19 protein-coding genes are annotated in these 18,658 nt (G+C 65.0%); 6 read left to right on the top strand and 13 right to left on the bottom strand.

Annotation, left to right across the window (positions count from 1 at the left end; all coding sequences use genetic code 11):
• Window positions 1-11: 11 nt before the first annotated feature.
• The 4 genes from AC07X6_RS21435 to AC07X6_RS21420 all read right to left on the bottom strand — a co-directional run bounded on the left by AC07X6_RS21435 (window position 12) and on the right by AC07X6_RS21420 (window position 4,891).
• On the bottom strand, window positions 12-2,174 hold the full coding sequence (locus tag AC07X6_RS21435; protein WP_494792301.1) for a hypothetical protein: 2,163 nt from the start codon (window positions 2,172-2,174) through the stop codon (window positions 12-14).
• Between the two features lie 10 nt (window positions 2,175-2,184).
• Window positions 2,185-3,540, bottom strand: coding sequence for a hypothetical protein (locus AC07X6_RS21430; RefSeq protein ID WP_494792300.1), 1,356 nt, complete (start codon window positions 3,538-3,540; stop codon window positions 2,185-2,187).
• A gap of 4 nt (window positions 3,541-3,544) precedes the next feature.
• A complete protein-coding gene (locus AC07X6_RS21425) occupies window positions 3,545-4,264 on the bottom strand; it encodes a hypothetical protein (protein ID WP_494792299.1) in 720 nt (239 codons plus the stop codon).
• 63 nt (window positions 4,265-4,327) lie between these two features.
• Window positions 4,328-4,891 carry a hypothetical protein gene (locus AC07X6_RS21420; protein WP_474291665.1) on the bottom strand — a complete coding sequence of 188 codons (564 nt, stop codon included), beginning with the start codon at window positions 4,889-4,891 and terminating at the stop codon, window positions 4,328-4,330.
• Between the two features lie 413 nt (window positions 4,892-5,304).
• On the opposite strand from AC07X6_RS21420, the gene AC07X6_RS21415 reads away from it, so the two are divergent.
• Both AC07X6_RS21415 and AC07X6_RS21410 read left to right on the top strand, forming a co-directional pair.
• Window positions 5,305-7,089 carry a DUF1800 domain-containing protein gene (locus AC07X6_RS21415; protein ID WP_494792298.1) on the top strand — a complete coding sequence of 595 codons (1,785 nt, stop codon included), beginning with the start codon at window positions 5,305-5,307 and terminating at the stop codon, window positions 7,087-7,089.
• 9 nt (window positions 7,090-7,098) lie between these two features.
• Entirely contained in the window at window positions 7,099-8,544 is a 1,446-nt protein-coding gene (locus tag AC07X6_RS21410; protein ID WP_494792297.1) for a DUF1501 domain-containing protein, read from the top strand.
• Here the strand turns inward: AC07X6_RS21410 and AC07X6_RS21405 are convergent.
• From AC07X6_RS21405 to AC07X6_RS21390, 4 genes are read right to left on the bottom strand one after another with little or no spacing between them, the layout of a single operon-like run.
• A complete protein-coding gene (locus AC07X6_RS21405) occupies window positions 8,541-9,392 on the bottom strand; it encodes a dioxygenase family protein (protein ID WP_494792296.1) in 852 nt (283 codons plus the stop codon). The genes AC07X6_RS21410 and AC07X6_RS21405 overlap by 4 nt on opposite strands.
• The gene (locus AC07X6_RS21400) at window positions 9,350-9,514 is read right to left on the bottom strand and encodes a hypothetical protein (RefSeq protein ID WP_230539538.1); all 165 of its coding nucleotides are present in this window, start codon (window positions 9,512-9,514) and stop codon (window positions 9,350-9,352) included. Before AC07X6_RS21400 ends, AC07X6_RS21405 begins: the two co-directional genes overlap by 43 nt.
• Before the next feature lie 3 nt (window positions 9,515-9,517).
• Window positions 9,518-9,679 carry a hypothetical protein gene (locus AC07X6_RS21395; protein ID WP_494792295.1) on the bottom strand — a complete coding sequence of 54 codons (162 nt, stop codon included), beginning with the start codon at window positions 9,677-9,679 and terminating at the stop codon, window positions 9,518-9,520.
• Window positions 9,680-9,696: 17 nt separating this feature from the next.
• Window positions 9,697-10,185: a Spy/CpxP family protein refolding chaperone gene (locus AC07X6_RS21390; protein WP_494792294.1), complete on the bottom strand. Its 489-nt coding sequence runs from the start codon at window positions 10,183-10,185 to the stop codon at window positions 9,697-9,699.
• 193 nt (window positions 10,186-10,378) lie between these two features.
• Here AC07X6_RS21390 and AC07X6_RS21385 point away from each other — a divergent pair, with 193 nt between their 5' ends.
• Together AC07X6_RS21385 and AC07X6_RS21380 are read left to right on the top strand one after the other, a co-directional pair.
• The gene (locus tag AC07X6_RS21385; protein WP_230539535.1) at window positions 10,379-11,068 is read left to right on the top strand and encodes a response regulator transcription factor; all 690 of its coding nucleotides are present in this window, start codon (window positions 10,379-10,381) and stop codon (window positions 11,066-11,068) included.
• A gap of 2 nt (window positions 11,069-11,070) precedes the next feature.
• The gene (locus AC07X6_RS21380) at window positions 11,071-12,591 is read left to right on the top strand and encodes a sensor histidine kinase (RefSeq protein WP_494792293.1); all 1,521 of its coding nucleotides are present in this window, start codon (window positions 11,071-11,073) and stop codon (window positions 12,589-12,591) included.
• Window positions 12,592-12,633: 42 nt separating this feature from the next.
• Here the strand turns inward: AC07X6_RS21380 and AC07X6_RS21375 are convergent, their stop codons facing one another.
• The gene (locus AC07X6_RS21375; protein WP_494792292.1) at window positions 12,634-12,975 is read right to left on the bottom strand and encodes a FlxA-like family protein; all 342 of its coding nucleotides are present in this window, start codon (window positions 12,973-12,975) and stop codon (window positions 12,634-12,636) included.
• A 158-nt stretch (window positions 12,976-13,133) separates the two neighbouring features.
• Between AC07X6_RS21375 and AC07X6_RS21370 the strand changes: the two genes are divergently transcribed.
• Window positions 13,134-14,366: a PrpF domain-containing protein gene (locus tag AC07X6_RS21370; protein ID WP_494792291.1), complete on the top strand. Its 1,233-nt coding sequence runs from the start codon at window positions 13,134-13,136 to the stop codon at window positions 14,364-14,366.
• 32 nt (window positions 14,367-14,398) lie between these two features.
• On the opposite strand, the gene dcd is transcribed toward AC07X6_RS21370, so the two are convergent.
• The 4 genes from dcd to AC07X6_RS21350 all read right to left on the bottom strand — a co-directional run bounded on the left by dcd (window position 14,399) and on the right by AC07X6_RS21350 (window position 17,438).
• The gene (gene dcd / locus AC07X6_RS21365; protein WP_034755486.1) at window positions 14,399-14,968 is read right to left on the bottom strand and encodes a dCTP deaminase; all 570 of its coding nucleotides are present in this window, start codon (window positions 14,966-14,968) and stop codon (window positions 14,399-14,401) included.
• A gap of 132 nt (window positions 14,969-15,100) precedes the next feature.
• Complete coding sequence (locus tag AC07X6_RS21360; protein ID WP_494792290.1) at window positions 15,101-15,901, bottom strand: alpha/beta fold hydrolase; 801 nt, start codon at window positions 15,899-15,901, stop codon at window positions 15,101-15,103.
• 58 nt (window positions 15,902-15,959) lie between these two features.
• Window positions 15,960-16,655: an HAD family hydrolase gene (locus AC07X6_RS21355; protein ID WP_494792289.1), complete on the bottom strand. Its 696-nt coding sequence runs from the start codon at window positions 16,653-16,655 to the stop codon at window positions 15,960-15,962.
• Between the two features lie 21 nt (window positions 16,656-16,676).
• Window positions 16,677-17,438, bottom strand: a complete 762-nt coding sequence (locus tag AC07X6_RS21350) for a sulfite exporter TauE/SafE family protein (RefSeq protein ID WP_230539529.1) — start codon at window positions 17,436-17,438, stop codon at window positions 16,677-16,679.
• Window positions 17,439-17,589: 151 nt separating this feature from the next.
• Between AC07X6_RS21350 and AC07X6_RS21345 the strand changes: the two genes are divergently transcribed.
• Window positions 17,590-18,513: a LysR family transcriptional regulator gene (locus AC07X6_RS21345; RefSeq protein ID WP_494792288.1), complete on the top strand. Its 924-nt coding sequence runs from the start codon at window positions 17,590-17,592 to the stop codon at window positions 18,511-18,513.
• Window positions 18,514-18,658 lie beyond the last annotated feature (145 nt).

The following is an 18,658-nucleotide window of genomic DNA, read 5'->3' as shown; positions in this document are numbered from 1 at the left end:
CCGCCCCCGCCCTAGACGCTGCGCAGCTGCTGGCTCAGGCGCTGGCGCAGCAACACCGAGGGCATCGTCGCTTCGACCACCGGGTCGCTGCTGTCGACGGACAAATCCACCCCGGTGGCGGCGCGGTAGCCGTGGATATAGCCCTGCACTTGCGGACGCCAGAAACGCGCCCAGTTGAAGGCTTGCGTGGGTTCATAGATATCGCTCCAGTTGCCGTAGCGCACGGAGAGCAGCAATTGCTCGCCAAAGATGGCCAGGTTGCGGAAATGCATCACGCTCGTATCGGTCCAGCCTTGCAGTTTCTTCATGGCATCAACGCGGTCCATCCACGGTTCCGGATACGCCACCATCACGCGCGTGGGCAAAAATTCGCGGAACTCGGGCCGCGCCAGCATCCATTGCTGCATCAGCATCTCGATGCGCGCCGTCGACGGCAAGTCGCCGAACTGGTTGTGCGCGCCCTGCGACAGGATCAGGTGGATTTCCTTCAAGGCATTCAGCACGGGGAAGGCATCCGCCTTGACGGTGGTGTCGTCATCCTGCTTGTAGAACGAGGTCAGCAGGCGCAGCAAATGGTGAAAGGCTTCCAGGAATTTCGAGCGGCTGTCGGCCGGCCGGAAATGCTGCACCGCCTTGCCATCGAGCCGCACGCCGTAATGGTGGTCGTACTCGTAGTTGCGGCGCACCACGGTCAGCCGGTGCTGCTCATCTTGCGTGTATCCCCACAGCAAGTTATTCAGGGGGCGCAGCATGTCGATTTCCGTGTTCGACAGGGGATCGAGGCCGGCGCCGGATGCGCGCAGGTTCTGGAAACGCTGCGTGATGGCATTCATGGTTTGCACCAGCATGCCTTCTTCATGCCAGTACGACCAGATCAGTTCCAGCAGGCAAGGATTGGCCAGCTTTTCCTGAATGATGCCAAAGCACAGGTCGACTTCGCCTTCCTGGCCCCGCGGGATGCTGATGGGGATGTCGGGCAGCTTGCGGCGGATCACGGCCAAATACGGCAAGGTCTGGAAGCCGTCGATGTTTTCCAGGTAATCATTGCGCAGCACGGTTTCCAGGTCGCGTCCCTGCGGGATGTCGCGCCGGTCCAGGTAGGCGTTGTCCTCGGCCGGATTGAAGGCCAGCGGCTGGTTCAGCACGCCGCAATTGACCATCACGAACGCTTCCGTCGCCACTTTCAGCACGCGGTAGGAATCCGAATCCGAGAATGGCAGCGCGCGGCGCTGCTTGAGCTGCTGGAACATGTCGGCCTTCTTGACGAAGCGCTCCTGCTCGAAGCCGCGCACATTGGCCAGGTCGCCGCAAAACAGGCTGTCCATGAAATGCAGGTAATTCGTAAACGACATCGCCTCGGTGCTGTTGCGTATCAGGGTCCACAGCGGCAAGTCTTCCGTCGGTTCCGTTTCCGTGCGCGTCAGCGACACGCCCACATTGCCGGAGATGGGCTGCGGCTGGCGCTCTTCCGTCTCGTATTCCGCATCCACGGCCAGCATGGCGTTCGGGCTCAGTCCCTCAGGCACGGGCAAGGCGCTGCGCAGTTCCGGCCGCTGCGACAACATCATCTGCGCCGCGAAACGGTGCATGCCGGCGCGCCGCACGGGCGTGGAAAACGCGTTCGGCGTGCCGCGCAGGGGCACCCACGGCGAGGCGGCCAGGACCTGCACCAGGTCGCGTCCATCGGCGCTTTGATCGCCGTCAAACGATACGCTTGCCACGGCGCGGTCGCCCACCCTGCCGAAATTGCAATCGCTGGGCTGGCATTCGGGCGTCTCGAATGCCAGCCCCACCTGCGGATTGAGGTGGGGCTTGAAGCACAGCACGGCGCTGCAGCCTGCCTGCACCGTCACGCACTGGGGCGCGGTGGTGGGGAAATTGCCGTACACCCCCACGTAGCTGCCCGTCGCCAGGTCGGAAAACACGGTGCAGCCACGGCCATCCGTCCAGCGCACGCCCACCAGCATGGCGGGATCGGCTACCCAGGTGGCGGGATCGAAATTATGGCAATCCGCGTCAAGCCCCCGGTACAGGCTGACGGCGGCATTGACGACCATGACCCCGCTATCCTGTTCGTGTACGGTCACGGCGATGCTGCCGCCGCGGTGTATCGGGCCAGCCTGGCCCGCCCCCCTGCTCTTGCCACCCATCTTGCTGCTGATCTTGCTGCTCATGTCATTCTCCTCAATGGATAATCAAACGGGATGCCAGGGGCGCTACCGCCCTGCCGGGCCGGCGGCCATGCCGCACGATGTCGGCGCACAGCTCCGACGTGTCCAGGGTGCTGCGCAGGGCCCAGTGGGTCAGCAGGCGTCCCAGCAGCTCGCTTTCGTCTTCCGGGTTCAAGGTGCCGCTGGCGCGCGCCTGGCCCAGCACGGCGAACACCAGGGTGGGCGCGGCCGCGTACATCTGCCCCGGCGCCAGGTTCCAGCTGCGAAACAGCCGCGCCAGCATGGCCGGTTGGCGCGTGTGCACGGCCATCGCCTCGGCCAGCGAGCCGCCGCGCAAGGCCGGCGGGCGGTGCTGCACCAGCAAGCCGACCAGGGCCGCCATGCTGGCCTGCAGCTGCTCCAGCAGGCGCTGGCGGGCCGGCGGCAAGCCGGTCAGCGGGTAGTACGACAGCCACAGCTGCTCCAGCCGGCTCCATTGCGGATGCGGATACAAGGCCCGTCCCATGGCGCAGCTCAGGCGTACCCGCAGCCAGGGCACCGGATGGGGATCGTCGATATTGAGACGGAAGACAAACACGCGCGGCAGGCTGACCACACCGATCAGGCCCAGGGTGGCAGCCACGCCCACCCGCGCCAGCGACCAGAAATCGGCCACGATCTCGGAAATCCACCGCTCCCACAGCTGCCACACGTGCACCAGGCCGCTGCCGCCATGCTGCATGGCTTGCAGCATGGGCCGCAGGGACGCCACCAGGTCCAGCAGGGCCGCGCCCTGGTGGCCCACCTCGTGCACCAGCGACGAGGCGATGCTGCTGCCGATCATGCGTTCGCGCGGCAGGCGGATGATGGCGACGGGATTGTCGCCGCCGCCCGGCAGGCGCGTGCGCGCGCGGCGGATGGCGGCGCCCGGCCCCCGGTCCAGGTAGCAGATCACGGGCGGCGCCTGGTACACATTGCCGGGCAGCGCCAGCGCGTCGGCGGCGACGATGTCGAGGCCGGCCAGCCACACGCCCGTCTTGTGCTCGCTGCGCTGCGTGATGACTTCGTTGAACAGGTCGAACTGGGTCAGCGCGGCGTTGAATTTCAGGCGCAGGAAGGTGAAGCGGCGCTGCGCCTCGGCGGCGGTGGCCATGCTGGCGCCATCGGCCGCTTCGCGCCGCAGCCAGGCCTGGAACTGGGCCACCATGCGCCGCAATTCGCGCCGGCCCTGCACCAGCTGGCTTTCGATGGCCGACTGGGCGCTGGGCATCAGGGCCGCTGCCAGCACCGTCGGCTCGATCAGCGCGAACGGCTCCAGCCGCGCCAGCCGCGTCAGCAGCGAGCGCGCCTCCTGTGCCAGCATCCAGGCGGCGTAAGCGCCGATGGCCATGATGTCAGACGCCGTACAGGACGATTTTGTGGCCTTGCCGCGCCCAGCGCCCGCTGGACGGACGCATGCCGGCCTGGCTGCGCGCGGCGCCCGGCGCCTGGCTGCCCGCGCCGCTGCCATTCTGCACCGCGACCTGGCCGCCGGGACGGCCCAGCAAGCCGGGCGCGAACTGGCGCGCCGCCGCGCTGGCCGCCGCCTGGGCGATGGCGCGCGGGTCACCATTGCCGCGCGCTTGCGCGGCGCGGTTGACGGTATCGGCGGCCAGGCGCACGAACTGCTTGGCGCCCTCGAATTCGCGGTCTTCATTCGACGACGCCTCTCCTTCCAGCCCCAGCGCGCTGCCGGCCGCCGAAGCGAGGCCGCTGCCGATCTTGGCCCCCAGCGGGCCGCCGAAATAGCCGCCGATGGCGCCGCCGGCCAGGGGAATCGCCTTCTTCGCCACGCCCTTGAGTACGCCACCGATGGCTTGTCCCACGGGCGACTTGATGATGCCGCCCGCGACGGAGGCGGCCTTGCGCAGGAAATTGCCAAGAAACTGTTCCAGTTCGGCTTCATTGCTGACCGACAGCAGTTCATTGGCAAGTTCCATCTCCTCGGCTTCGGAAAACATCGCGTTTGAGCCGCCCTCGCCGCTCCACTCGCCCTGGCCGAACTCGAACTGCTCCGCTTCAAAGCCGGACATCTCCTGCCCGTATTCCAGGGTCGTACGATCTAAGTCATGCATGATGAGCTCCTCAAAGTTAGCACCTCGGTTGACACTACAGTGCCGGACGAACTGGCCGTCCGGCTAACAATCGAGCACGACGATGTGCCCGCCCTCGCGGCGCCAGCGGCCAGCGTCCCGTCCCGGCGTTTGCGCCGCCTGCCTGAGCAAGCCTGGCGCCACGCTGCGCGCCACTTGCAGCAGGGCAGTTTCCACCCGCGCCCCGGGCGCGCGCCGGTCCATGCCGTCTTGCGCCAGTGCCGTATTGACGGCATCGATCAGATGCACGACCTGGCGCGCCAGTTCGAATTCCTTGTCTTCCGGGCTCAATCCTTCCAGTTCCATGCCGAAGATGCCTGCCGCGCGCCGCTTGAGCGCCTGCGGCGAACCGCCGTGCAGCGGCAGCAGGGGCGCCACCACCTTGCCCAGCAGCTGGCGCAGCGGCCCTTCCAGCGGCGTGCCGCGCACCTGCTGGCCCGCCGCCGTGGCGCCCAGCTGGCGCGCCAGGAAAGCATCGAACTGGGCCGGCCCCTGCAATTCCAGCAAGTGCGCCGCCAGGGCCAGCTCATCTTCCTGCTGCAGGGGCGGCGTGGCCGGTGCGTCGGGTAATTCCATTTCGGGACGATAGGCAAGCAGGCGGCTGGTCATGACAGGCTCCGGAGAAGTCGGGCCAGTGGCCCATGCCTCCCTTACGCAAGGGTCATGCCAGCCATACGCCAAGGGGAAAGAACGGCGCCAGCGGCGAACGGCGTTTCGCCGATAGCGTAAAAACCACCGTTGCCGGCGAAGCGGGTTTCGTTGTCAAGATGAGCTTTCAAACAAGCTTAATTGGCAGGAATGATTACGTGGCCTATCCGCCACAGTGACCGCGGCCGGCAAAAAATATTTTCCATTTTCAAAAAACAAACTTCGTCCTATCTCGTCAAAAATACCGCCAAAACCACCTCAACACACAGCAAAAATAAACGTGGCCAACACGTAAATAGTTAATTGGAAACAGGATTTTGGTAGGCAAGCCCTACAATTAGCGGGCCAGAATTTGATTGCCTGAAAGAAACTAAATGACTGACCCTACTTTGCGCCGCTTGCTGGCCGTTACCTTACTCAGCCTGCTTTCCGCCTGTGGCGGTGGCGGCGACAGCAAGACCGGCTCCACCCCGAATCCGGACATATCGGCCGTGCCGCCGGCGACCACCGCCCCCGGCACCGCGCCAGGCGATACCATTCCGCCGCCGCCCCTGACCACGCCGCCGGCGAATCAGACGGCCACCTTCTCGCGCCAGGAAGCGTCGCGTTTCCTGGGCCGCGCCACGTTCGGGCCGGACATGGCGGCCATCGATGCGCTGGCCGCCAGCGATAGCGACGCCTGGTTCCGCGCGCAGTTTTCCAAGCCGCAAACCTTGCACCGCAAATATATCGACGCCAAATATCCCGCAGCGGGCGCGGCGGCGACCCAGGCCAGGCCGAACGACTTCTATGAATCGTTCTGGCAGCAGGCCGTGCGCGGCGACGACCAGTTGCGCCAGCGCGTGGCCTTTGCCTTGTCGGAAATCTTCGTCGTTTCCACGCAAAACGAGGCCGTGTGGCCGCAAACGCGGGGTGTCGCCAGCTACTACGATATGCTGGGGCAACATGCGTTCGGCAACTTCCGCACCCTGCTGCAAGGTGTGGCCACCCATCCGATGATGGGGCTGTATCTGTCGCACCTGCGCAACCAGAAGGAATCGGCCACGCGCACGCCCGACGAGAATTTCGCGCGCGAGGTGATGCAGCTGTTTACCATCGGCCTGTACCAGCTGAATGCGGATGGGTCATTGAAATTGTCCGGCGGCAAACCCATCGACACCTACACGCGCGACGATGTGAGCGGACTGGCGAAAGTGTTTACGGGCTGGAGCTGGGCCGGGCCGGACCAGGCCGCGAACCGTTTTTTTGGCAGCGTGGCCGATCCGGACCGCGACTGGAAGCCGATGCAGCTCTATGCGGCGTATCACTCGGCCAGCGAAAAACGCTTTCTGGGCGTCAGCGCGGCGGGCGCGGCAGGCGGCGAAGCGGACATGGCGCTGGCCCTCGACACCCTGTTCAACCATCCGAACGCGGGCCCCTTCTTTGGCCGCCAGCTGATCCAGCGCTTAGTGACCAGCAATCCCGGCCCCGCCTACGTGGGCCGGGTCGCGGCCGCCTTTGCCAACAATGGTGCGGGCGTGCGCGGCGACATGCAGGCCGTGATCCGCGCCGTGCTGCTCGATCCCGAAGCGCTGGCGCCTGCCGGCAGCAGCTTGCGCACGGGTAAATTGCGCGAACCGCTGGTGCGCCTGGCTAACTGGATGCGCGCGTTTCACGCCAGGGATGCCTCCTTGCAGTACCGCATCTATTACCTGAGCGATCCGCTGGCGGGACTGGGCCAGAATCCCATGAACGCGCCGTCCGTCTTCAACTACTTCCGCCCCTCGTACGTGCCGCCCAATTCGGCGCTGGCCACGGCGGGCCTGGTGGCGCCGGAAATGCAGATCACGTCGGAGCCGTCCGTCACCGGCTACCTGAACTTCATGCAGGATGCCATCAGCGGCGGCGTGGCGGAAAACCGCGCCGTGCGGGCCGATTACTCGGCCGAACTGGCCCTGGCCGACCAGCCGGCCGCCTTGCTGGATCGGGTCAACTTGCTGTTGATGTCCGGCAATATGTCGTCCCGGCTGCGCGCCAAAATCCTGTCAGCCGTCACGAGCATCGCGATTCCCGCCGCCAGCGGCAGCAATGCCGCGCAAGTGACGACGGCGAAAACCTACCGCGTGCACCTGGCCATTTTCCTGGCCATGGCCTCGCCTGAATACCTGGTTCAAAAATAAGGAAGCTGCATGACTACCCCCTCTCATTTCTCGCGCCGCCGCTTCCTCGGTTCCATGCTGGGCCTGGCCGGCAGCACGGCCGCGCCCTTCGCCCTGAACCTGGCCGCCATGGGCCAGGCTGCGGCCCAGTCCGCCGACGACTACAAGGCCCTCGTCTGCCTGTTCATGGCCGGCGGCAACGATACCTTCAACACGGTGCTGGCCACCGATACGCCGTCCTGGAGTGAATATGTGCGCCTGCGCAACACGGGCGGCAACGATTCCATCCACCTGCCCGGGGTCGGCGAAACGGGCGGCGTGCTGCCCATCGTGCCCGCCACGGCGCAGGCGGGCCGCGGCTTTGCCCTGCATCCCGCCCTTGCTCCCGTGAAAGACCTGTTCGACGGCGGCCGCGCCGCCATCCTTGCCAACGTGGGCACCCTGATCCAGCCTGTGACGCTGGCGCAATACAAGGCGGGCACAGTGGCGCTGCCGCCGAAGCTGTTTTCGCATAACGACCAGCAATCGACCTGGCAATCGGGCTTGCCGGAAGGCGCCAGCATCGGCTGGGGCGGGCGCCTGGGCGACCTGCTGGGCGCCGGCAACGCGAATGCGACGTTTACGGCCATCTCGGCCGCCTCGAACGCCCTCTTCCTCAGCGGGCGCCAGGTGCGCCAGTTCCAGGTGGGCCAGGCGGGTGCCGTGCCGATCCGCAATATCGGCAGCGGTTACCTGTTCGGCACCACCGAGGGCGAGACCGCCTTGCGCGACATCATCAGCACGGCGGGCGACGACCTGATGGAGCAGGAGCACGTGGCGACGGTGCAGCGCGCCATTTCCAGCCAGGGCGTGCTGAGCGGCGCCATGCTGGCGGCCGGCGCGGGCGGCGTGCCCAATCCGCCGCCCTATGTCAATCCGAACACGGGCGCGTCCGGCGTCAACCAGCTGGCCGTGCAATTGCAGACGGTGGCGCGCATCATCGGCGGGCGCAGTGCGCTGGGGGCAAAGCGGCAAGTGTTTTATGTGACCCTGGGCAGCTTCGACACGCATGACCGCCAAAAGGAGCTGCATGGCGACCTGATGGCGCGCCTGGCGCACGCGCTGGCGTATTTCGACGCGACCCTGGCGGCCCTGCAGGGCGCCGACGTGCGGCGCCAGGTGACGACGTTTACGGCCTCGGACTTCGGCCGCACCTTCAGCAGCAACGGCGACGGCACGGATCACGGCTGGGGCGCGCACCACTTTGTCGTGGGCGGCGCCGTCAAGGGCGGCGACATCTACGGCGCCTTCCCCGTCACGGGCCTGGGCCATGCGCTGGACGTGGGTTCCGGCGCCCTGCTGCCGACCACTTCCGTCGACCAGTACGGCGCCACCCTGGCCAAGTGGTTCGGCGTGGCCGACAGCCAGCTGGCCGACGTGTTCCCGAATATCGGCAACTTCGCTCGGCGCGACCTGGGTTTCATGACAGCAACTTAACCGTTCACGGCGATCACCAGGGTGGCGACATAGCCCTGCGTGGCATTGCCCGTCACCGTAGCCATCTGCAGGCTGGTGCCGTCACTGAAAACGTTGTCGCTGGCATAGCTGATCTGCGCCAGGTTGCGCACGCTGGCCGTGTAGCCGCTGGCCGTATAGGCCTCATTCAACGTTGCCATCGGGAAGGTGAACTGCGAGGTCTTGAGGCGGTTCGCGGCAGCAGCCGCCTTGGCCAGGCTGGGATAGACCTCGAAATGCACGTGCGGCATGCGCCCGGCGTAGCAGCCGGGAAAGATGGTCGTGAAGCTGAGGTTGCCGGCGCTGTCCGTTTCCTGCACGCCGCGCAGGTAATTTTGCGCCGTCACGCCGCTCGAATACAGCGAATACAGACCGTCGCGGTCGCAATGCCATAGATACACGGCATAAGCGGCCAGGCTGGCGCAGCTGCCGCTGGCGTTGAGCAACTGCAAATGGATGGTCAGCGGCACACCCGCCGCCACACCCGTGGCGCCGTTAAAACTGGCGCGGATATCGCTGCGCACGACGCCCGACTGGTTCAGCACGTTGATGATGCTGCCGCCATGCGTGTTCGTGCCATCGGCCGGATACGGCCCGCCCGTTTCCTCGGGAATCACGGAACAGGCGCCCGTGACGGGTGTCGTAGCCGTACCCGCAGCGGCAGAGCCGCTGCTTGCGGCGATACCGCTGGCGTCCGTGCCGCCGCCGCAGCTGGCCAGGGGCAAGGTGGCGGCGCCGGCCAGCAGCCAGCGCAGCACTTGCCGCCGCTCGGCCGCCTGTCGCCGCATCATTTCGAGGTCGGATGCCAGACCGTGACCATGTAGTTCCATACATACTCCATCAAGTGGGGCAAGCCCGCCAAGGCGGGGCTCAGGCTGGCGCACAGGAACAGGGCTTGCGTGGCCCGTTGCGAGAGCACTTTCCTGGCGGCAATGGCGAGCTTGCGTTCCATGCTTCAAGCCGTTGTATTGACCAGGTTACCGCTGGAGGACAGGCTGCCGCCCGCACTCGCCGCGCCCAGGCTGCTGGTACTGCTGAAACTGCCGCTGCCGTCCAGGCGGCTGAACGCGCTCAGCTGACTGGTGGCGCTGGTCGAACTCAAGGCACTGATGCTCATGCTTAATCTCCTGTCGGTTATTGGGGGCGGCGTGGGCCGGGGCGGCTGTCTTGCCACTGTTGCGCCTGCTTGCGCTGTTCCGGCGTCAGCACGGCCAGCAATTGCTGCTCCAGCCGCGCCTGCTGCAAGCTGATCGTCGCCATGGCTTGCGCCGCCGTGCTGGCCAGCGCGCTGGCCTTCGCATCGTCGTAGGCGCTGGAGGCGGCCAGCGCGCGCAGCTGTTCATGGGCCTGGAAGGCGATCTTTTCCTGTTCCCGCAGCAAGGGCGCCTGGGCGTAGGTGGCGGCGAAAATCTTGTCTTGCTGCGCTTCGCTCAACTCGATGCCGTGCAGAAACGGCGGCAAGCCTGGCGCACCGCCAGCGCCGTGGCCGAAGCCGGGCGGCGGCCCCGGCATGGCGCGCGGCGGCGGACCATCCGGTGCGAATTCCTGCTGGGCCAGGGCGACCAGCGGCATGCTGCAGGCGGACAGCAGCAACAGGGACAGGACAATACTCAGGTGTTTCATCGGCTTTCCTTTCGTGGCGATCAGTCCTGATTGTCGGCGTCTGGCGTGTAAAGCAACGTTAGGGCCGCGTAAAAGCGTGTAAAGGACTGTAAGCAGGCATGTGGCCTTCCCGATGTAAAAGCGGGTAAAAGCGTCCTGAACAGCCCCTGTTGACTGCTATCATCGGGCGATATTCACCCGAAAAAGCACAGGCATGAGCAAGGTTTTGTTAATCGATGACGACGTGGAACTGGTCGGCATGTTCCAGGAATACCTGACGCAGGAAGGTTTTGACGCCCGCGCCGTGCATGACGGCGAAAGCGGCGCGGCCGAAGCGCTGACGGGCCTGTATGCCATCGCCGTCCTCGACGTCATGATGCCGCGCATGAACGGCCTGGAAACCCTGCGCCGCATCCGTGCCGGCAGCAACCTGCCCATTCTGATGCTGACGGCGCGCGGCGACGATACGGACCGCATCGTGGGCCTGGAGCTGGGCGCTGACGATTACGTGACGAAACCGTGCACGCCGCGCGAGCTGACGGCGCGCATCCGCGCCATCCTGCGCCGTTCACAAGCGGCGCCGCACGATACGTCGGGCCTGGCGCCGCTGACCGTGGGGCAATTGACGATGTGGCCGGAACAGCGCCGTGCCGCCTGGGCCGGCGCGCACCTGGAGCTGACGAGCACGGAATTCAACCTGCTGGAAGTGCTGGTGCGCCACGCGGGCAAGCCTGTGAGCAAGAATCAACTGTCGGAACTGGGCCTGGGCCGGCCCATGGCCCGCTTCGACCGCAATATCGACGTGCACTTGAGCAGCCTGCGCCGCAAGCTGGGCAGTCTGGCCGACGGCCGCTCCTGCCTGCAGACCGTGTACCGCCTCGGCTACCAGCTGATCAAGGAGTAAGCGTGGGACGCCTGTTCTGGAAGTTTTTTCTGTGCATCATGCTGGCGCAAGTGACGGCCACCATCGGCATCGGCGGCACCTTCTGGCTGAAAAACCGGGCCGCGCAGCAGGAGCGGGCGCTCGACATCGATACCAGCCCGCCCGCGCAGATGGCCATCGAAGCGGCCAGCGCCACCCTGGAAGCGGGCGGCAGCCAGGCCTTGCGGCAATTTCTCGGCAAGATGGAACGCATGCGCGTGTTTGCCGTCGATGCCAAAGGGCAAGAACTGATGGGCCGCGCGGTGCATCCCGCCATGCTGGCCAAGGCGCGCGCCATGCTGGCGCAAAACCCGCCCCATCCCGTCGTGCGCACGGTCACCGGCAGCGACGGCCAGCGCTACCTGCTGTTCCTGCCCTCGTCCGAACGCTTCCGCAATGCCGAGGCGGGCGCCGCGCGCGACACCCTCAATGCCGTCGCCATGAGCGGCCCGCGCGCCATGGGAGCCGGACCACGTCCCAATGAAGCGGGCGCCCCGCCGCCACGCGGCGAATTCGGCCGCGGCATGCCGCCCGGCCCGCGCATGGACAGCCCCTACCGCACCTTCATTCCCCTGGCCGCCGCCATCGCCGCCAGCCTGCTGTTTTCCTTCTTGCTGGCCTGGTATTTTGCGCGCCCCATCCGCGAGCTGCGGCAAGCGTTCGAGGCCGCCTCGCACGGCAACCTGGCGCCCCGTTTTCACGCCAGCGGCAAGCGCGGCGACGAATTGACGGACCTGGGCCGCGATTTCGACCGCATGACGGGACGTTTGCGCCATCTCATGGATAGCCAGACGCGTTTGCTGCATGATGTCTCGCACGAACTGCGCTCGCCGCTGGCCCGCCTGCAAGCCGCCATCGGCCTGGCGCACCAGCAGCCGGACAAGATGGACGCGTCGATGCAGCGCATCGAGCGCGAAAGCGAACGCATGGATAAACTGATCGGCGAGCTGCTGACCCTGTCGCGGCTGGAAGCGGGCGCCGGGCAAGCGGGAGCCGGGCAAGCGGGGGCCGGCTCCCCGCTCAGCGAAGACGTCGGCATCGCCGACCTGTTGCACGACATCGTGGAAGATGCCCGCTACGAAGCGAAGGCGCGCCAAGTGGATATCGCCCTGGCGGGTGACGCGGCCATGGCCGACGCCAGCGTCACGGGCCAGCCGGAACTGCTGGCGCGCGCCGTGGAAAACGTGGTGCGCAATGCCGTCAAGCACAGCCCCGATGGCGGCACGGTGGAAGTGAAACTGTCGCGCCTGCCTGATGGCAAGCAGGATCTGCTGCGCATCGCCGTGCTGGACCGGGGCCCCGGCGTGGCCCCAGCCGACCTGGTCCGCATTTTTGAACCATTCTTCCGCGCCAGCAATACCCAGCACAGCACGGATGGCCACGGCCTGGGCCTGGCCATCGCCCGGCACGTCATCGGCGCCCATGGCGGCCGCATCGGCGCCAGCCTGCGCAGCGGCGGCGGGCTGTGCGTGGAAATGTTGCTGCCCGTCAAAACGCCAGGCTGACCTGTCGGCGAGCCTGGCGTCTTTTACGCGCGGAGAATGCTGTTACGCTTGCGTATCGATGATGCTGCCCAGGGTGGACGAAGTCGATTTGGCCGGGCTGGCCGCCGTCTCGGCACTGCTGGCCGGCTGCGCATCCTGTTGCGCCGCCTGCTGCGCGGCCACCGCTTGCAACTGAGCAATTTGCGCCTGCAAGGCCTGGATTTGCTGCGCCAGCTGCTGCTGCAGCTTTTGCGACGCCTCCGTCTGCTCGCCCTTCTGCGATTCCGTCAACTGCTTTTGCGCCGCCGTGATCTGCTTTTGCAGCGCCGCGATCTGCGCACTGCTGCCCGAACTGCTGCCACTGACCGCACTGACCGCGCTGCCTGAACCGATTGCCGCTACCATATTGCCTCCCTGATCATTCAATACCTTATTATCGGCGCGCAAGGTACTCAATACAGGGCGGCAAGTGTAAAGGCGGGTAAAGACGCCGCACACGCCATCCGCTTGCACGCCAGCAAGAAAAACTGGCACACTGGCGCTTCCTGCCTTGACCACGATCAATGATGATGACGCCCCTGCTGCCCGCCCTGCCCGACCTCGTGCCCCGCCAGCGCTGCGGCGTGATCGAGTTTCCCGTCCACCACATGCGTGGCGGCACGTCGACGGGCCTGGTCTTGCATGCGTCCTCCATGCCTGCGGACCCGGCGCTGCGCAACGAGTTGCTGCGCCACCTGCTGGGCGTGCCCCAGTCCGGCCGGCAGCCGGGCAACCGGCAGATCACGGGCCTGGGACGGGGCGCGCCCACCAGCAATAAAGTCTTCCTCGCCGAGGTGGAGCAGCACGCGGGCCAGCCGCGCCTGGTCAGCACCCTGGCGCAGCTGGCCGGCGAGCATGGCGATATCGACTGGAGCGTGAACTGCGGCAATATGTCGTCCGCCCTGCAACTGTGGGGACTGGACAGCGGCGTGATCGAGGCGCTGGCCATCGGCGCGCACGACATCGATATCCGCAACACGAATACGGGCGTCATCACCACCTCGCGCATGGCGCGCGAACGCGACGGCAGCTTTACCGGCACTGAAATTCCCGGCGTGCCCGGCAGTTTCCCCCGCGTCGACCTGTTCCTGCAGCAGCCGGCAGGCGCCAAGACGGGCAAATTATTACCAACAGGCAATGCGCAGGATGTGGTGCACGGTTATGCCGTCTCGTGCGTGGACGTGGCCGTGCCCATGGTCATCGCGCCAGCGAGCCAGTTCGGCAAGACGGCGCGCGAGTCCATCGCGGAACTGGAAGCGGACACGGCTTTCATGGCCGCCATCCGCCAGGTGTGGAGCGCGGCAGGCCTGCTGATGGGCTTGCGCAAGCGCGATGGCGGGTTGATGACCCTGGAAGAACTGGAACGCAGCGAAACCATCCCCAAGTTCTGCATCGTGGGGCCTGCCGTGGGAGAGGGAAATATTGCGGTACGTTACTTTACGCCGCAAGCGGGCCACGCTTCGCTGGCCGTTTCGGGCGGCTGCTGCCTGGCGGCCGCTTGCCTGATACCGGGCACGGTGGCGCATGCGCTGGCGCGCGGCGTGCCGCCTGCCGGGCAAGTAAATGAGGAAATTGCACTGGGCATAGAAAACCCGGCCGGCATCCTGGCCACCACCATCGTGGCGCGCCAGACGGGAGACGCCATCGCCATCGACGGCGCGGCCTACCGGCGCAGCGCGCAAATCTTGCTGCGCGGCCATGTTCCCCTGTACCAGCCGTCAACCGCGCTGAAGGCGTGGCTGCTGAAACAGATTTAGAACAGGGCCGGCGCCCTGCCCGTTCAACGTCTTCAGGTTTTTGGCAGGGTCACGCCCACCTGGCCCTGGTATTTGCCGCCGCGGTCCTTGTACGACGTTTCGCACACTTCATCGGACTCGAAGAACAGCACTTGCGCCACGCCTTCGTTGGCGTAGATTTTCGCCGGCAACGGTGTCGTGTTGGAAAACTCCAGGGTCACATAGCCTTCCCATTCCGGTTCGAACGGGGTGACGTTGACGATGATGCCGCAACGGGCATAGGTGCTCTTGCCCAGGCAAATCGTCAGCACGTTGCGGGGAATGCGGAAATACTCGACCGTGCGGGCCAGCGCGAACGAATTCGGCGGGATGATGCAATAGCCCTTGCCCGACACATCGACGAAGTTATTCGCGTCAAAATCCTTGGGGTCGACGATGGTGGTGTTGATGTTGGTAAACAACTTGAACTCGTCGGCGCAGCGGATGTCATAGCCATAGCTGGAAGTGCCGTAGGAAACGATGCGGTTACCGTCGCGTTCCTTGACCTGGCCCGGTTCGAACGGCTCGATCATGCCCGTTGTTTCCGCCATGCGGCGTATCCATTTATCGCTTTTAATCGTCATCGCAGGGGTATCTTTCTAGAATATCGAATGGCTGGGGCGGCGCGCCAGGTGCAGGCGCGGCCCGAATGGCAGGATTTTACGCGAAAATCCGCCGTTGTTGGCCCCCATCCCCTGAAAATCCTTGGCGTCAGGCTATTGTTTCGCCAGCAATGCCGTGATCATCTCGCGCACCACTTGCGCCGTCAGTTCCGGGTTTTCCATGGGAAACAGATGCCCGCCCGGCACCTGGCGGAAGAACTTGCCGACCAGCTTGCGCGTGGCCGTCAAGCCCGCTTGCCGGCATTCCACCGACTCCGTGCCGCCGATAAAACCGATGGGCACGGGAAAACCATCCTTGACGAGGCCGCCGATATGGTGCGGCAAGCTGCGGTAGACATCGGTTTCCACTTCGCGCGTAAAGCGCAGCTGCACCCCGTCCGGATGGGGGACCAGACCGCTGTCTATATAATCGCGCAAGACTTGCGGCGCCCAGATGGCGAACATGTCCTTGGCCGCGAAATGTTCATAGGCCGCCTGCGCGTCGGGCCACAGCTTGCGCCGCCGGGCGGAAAAACGGGCGGGAGAGTAACGCTCGCCCAGCGCCGTGTTGCGCGCCAGGCGCACCAGCAAGGCGCGCCAGCCCGCCACCACGGGCGAATCGAGCAAGACCACGCAGCGCACGAGATCCGGCCGCTGCTTGGCCACCATCACGCTGAGCATGCCGCCCAGCGAATGGCCGACGAGGATCACGGGCGCGCTGTAGCGGCGCTCCAGGTCGTCGATGTACTCGCGCACCAGCTCCGGCCAGCCCGTGCTGACGGGGTAATCCGGGTCGTGCGCATGCATGTCGAGCGCCTGCACATGGTAGTGCTGGCCCAGCAAGCCGAACAGCTTGCGGTAGGTGCCGGCAGGATAGCTGTTGGCGTGGGCAAAGTGCAGTTGCGGGAGGGTCATCGTGGGACGGTGCCGGTGAATGCGATAAACAATTGTAATGGCACACCGGCAAGCCGTATCAGAGGAAGGCCTCTAATTGTCCCCGCGCCGCCGCCATGCCGGGCACGAACGAGGCCAGCACCTCGCCCAGCTCGGCGTTTGAATCCACCACGCAAAAAGCGTCGTCGAACGCATGGTGACGGTTCATGGGATTGCGCACGACGATGCATTCCAGCCCGGCGGCCCTGGCGGCACGCAAGCCGCGCGGCGAGTCTTCCACGGCCACGCAGTCGGCCGCGGCCAGGCCCAGGCGCTGCAGGCCCAGCTGGTAGCCGTCGGGCGCCGGCTTGCTCTCGCCATACATTTCGCGCGTCAGCACGAAGTCGAAGTGCTGCAACAAGCCCGTGGCCGCATGGCTGATCCGGAAATGCTGTTCGTAGGCACTGGTGACCACGCCCATGGCCACGTGCGGGCGCAGCGCCGCCAGCACTTGCCCGATGCCGGGCATGGCCAGCCGGCGCGCCTGGCGCAGGCGTTGCGCAAACAGCACGGTGCGCTCGGCCCGCAGGCGTTCGACCAGTTCGATATCGTGGCCCTGCCCCAGCAACAGATGCCAGGCGCCGTAGTTATTGTCCAGGAACCAGTCAAAGAATTGCTTTGGCGTCAAGTCTATACCGTAGGGCAAGAGCAAGTCGCGGTTGCTTTCGTAAAACAGCTGCTCGGTGTTGACCAGCACGCCATCGTTGTCCCACAGCACGCCCTGGATGGTTTTCATGGCTTGTTGTCGTTCAAAAACTTACTTGAAGAAGATGTCGTAGGACAATTTCACGATCAGCAGCGCCAGCAGCACGAGGAAGAGGATGCGCACGAAGGCGGCGCCGCGGCGCACGGCGATCCACGTGCCCGTCAGCGCGCCCAGGATGTTGCACACGGCCATAGGTGCCGCCACGGCGTAGACCACGTGGCCGGCGGGAATGAAAAAGGCCAGCGCGGCCACGTTGGTGGCGATATTCACCAGTTTCGAGCAGGCCGAAGCGAGGATGAAATCGAAGCCGAAGACGCGGATGAACAGGAAAATCAAAAAGCTGCCCGTACCCGGCCCGAACAGGCCGTCATAAAAGCCGATGGCGCCGCCGATGACGATGGCCAGGACGCGTTCGCGCGGGCCGATGGGGCGCGCTTCGCGCGTCGTGCCGAAATCCTTCTTCATGAAGGTGTAAATCGCCATGATGATGATCAATACCAGCACCATGGGCCGCACCACCTGTTGCGGCACGTAGGACACGGCGGCCGCGCCGATGAAGGACATGACGAAGGCGCTGGCCACGGCGGGCAGCACCAGCAGCCAGGGAATATGCACCTTGCCGACAAACGAGCGGGCGGCAAACGTGGTGCCGCAGGCGGACGCCAGTTTATTCGTGCCCAGCAAGGACGTGGACGCCATGTTCGGCATCAGGTTGAACAGGGCCGGCAACTGTATCAGCCCTCCTCCGCCCACGGCGGCATCGATCAGGCCGGCAAAGAAGGCAAATAAACACAGCAGCGAGATGGTCAGCATGATAGGCAATCTGGAATTGGCGACAGCGGCAGTATAGGCGCCGTGGATTTTTCCGGATGCAACTTCAAATTGCGGAAAACGCAATCAGGCGTAACGCTTGACGGAATGCGCCCCGTGCGGTCTACTGGCTTCTTTTGCCGGGAGTCACGCGATGTCAATGAAACTGATGTGGGAGATCCGCGCCTTTTGCACCGTGGTGGAAAAACGCAGCTTCATCCACGCGGCGCGCATGCTGGGACGCTCACCGTCGGCCGTCACGCGCGCCATCCAGTTCCTCGAAGACGCCATCGGCGCCGAGCTGATCCTGCGCACGCAAAAGCAGTTCACCCTGACGACGGCCGGCGAAACGTATTACGCATCGGCCAAACACTTGCTGGAAACGCAGGCCGAGGCGGAAGACCAATTAGCGGAATTGAGCAACTCGCCGCAAGGCTGGGTACGCATCTCGGCGCCGGAAATCCTGTCGCTGGGTTTCTTGCCGAAAGTGGTGGCGCAATTTTCGCGCGACTACCCGAACGTCTCCGTGGACATCCATTTCTCGGACAAATCCATCGACCCTATCCAGGAAAAGCTGGATTTTGCCATCCGCGGCGCCTTCCCCCAGTCCAGCGAGCTGATCGGCTATCCCCTGTGGAACTACCGCCGCTACATGTACGCCTCGCCCGACTATATAGAACGCATGGGCGCGCCCGACGAACCGGAAGAGCTGGCCGGCCACGACATCATCATGCACTCGGCGCCCCGCATCCTGCGCGACTGGCATTTCGTCTCGGCTACACGCAACGTGCGCTACCAGGTGCAGCCGCGCTTCCGCTTTACTTCCGGCATCGCCACCTTCCAGGCCGCCCTGGAAGGCGCCGGCATCGTGCGCCTGGCCAGCTGGCTGGCGGAACCGGCCGTGGCCGCCGGCACTCTGCGCCGCGTCTGCACGGCCTACCGGTTGACCTCGTCAAAGGAACTGGACCCGAGCATCCATGCCGTGTATGGCACGTCGAGGATGGCCAAGGGGGCAAGGTTGTTTCTCGAATATGTGAAGAAACGGGGGATGGAGATACCCGATGAGCGGATTAAATGAAGCAGGTTGCTCAATGATTGTTGGCCTCAACAATCAAGCACGATCAACACATTAACATAACAAAGGACATGGATTTAATAGATGATGGCTCTACATTTGCATGTAGTGGACATGATTGAATTCCTTGCGCTCTTGTGAATTGAAA

Source organism: Janthinobacterium sp. GW460-12-1-14-LB5, from assembly GCF_059423585.1.
Note: the sequence above shows the minus strand (reverse complement) of the source record. Positions and strands in the feature narration are given on the sequence as shown.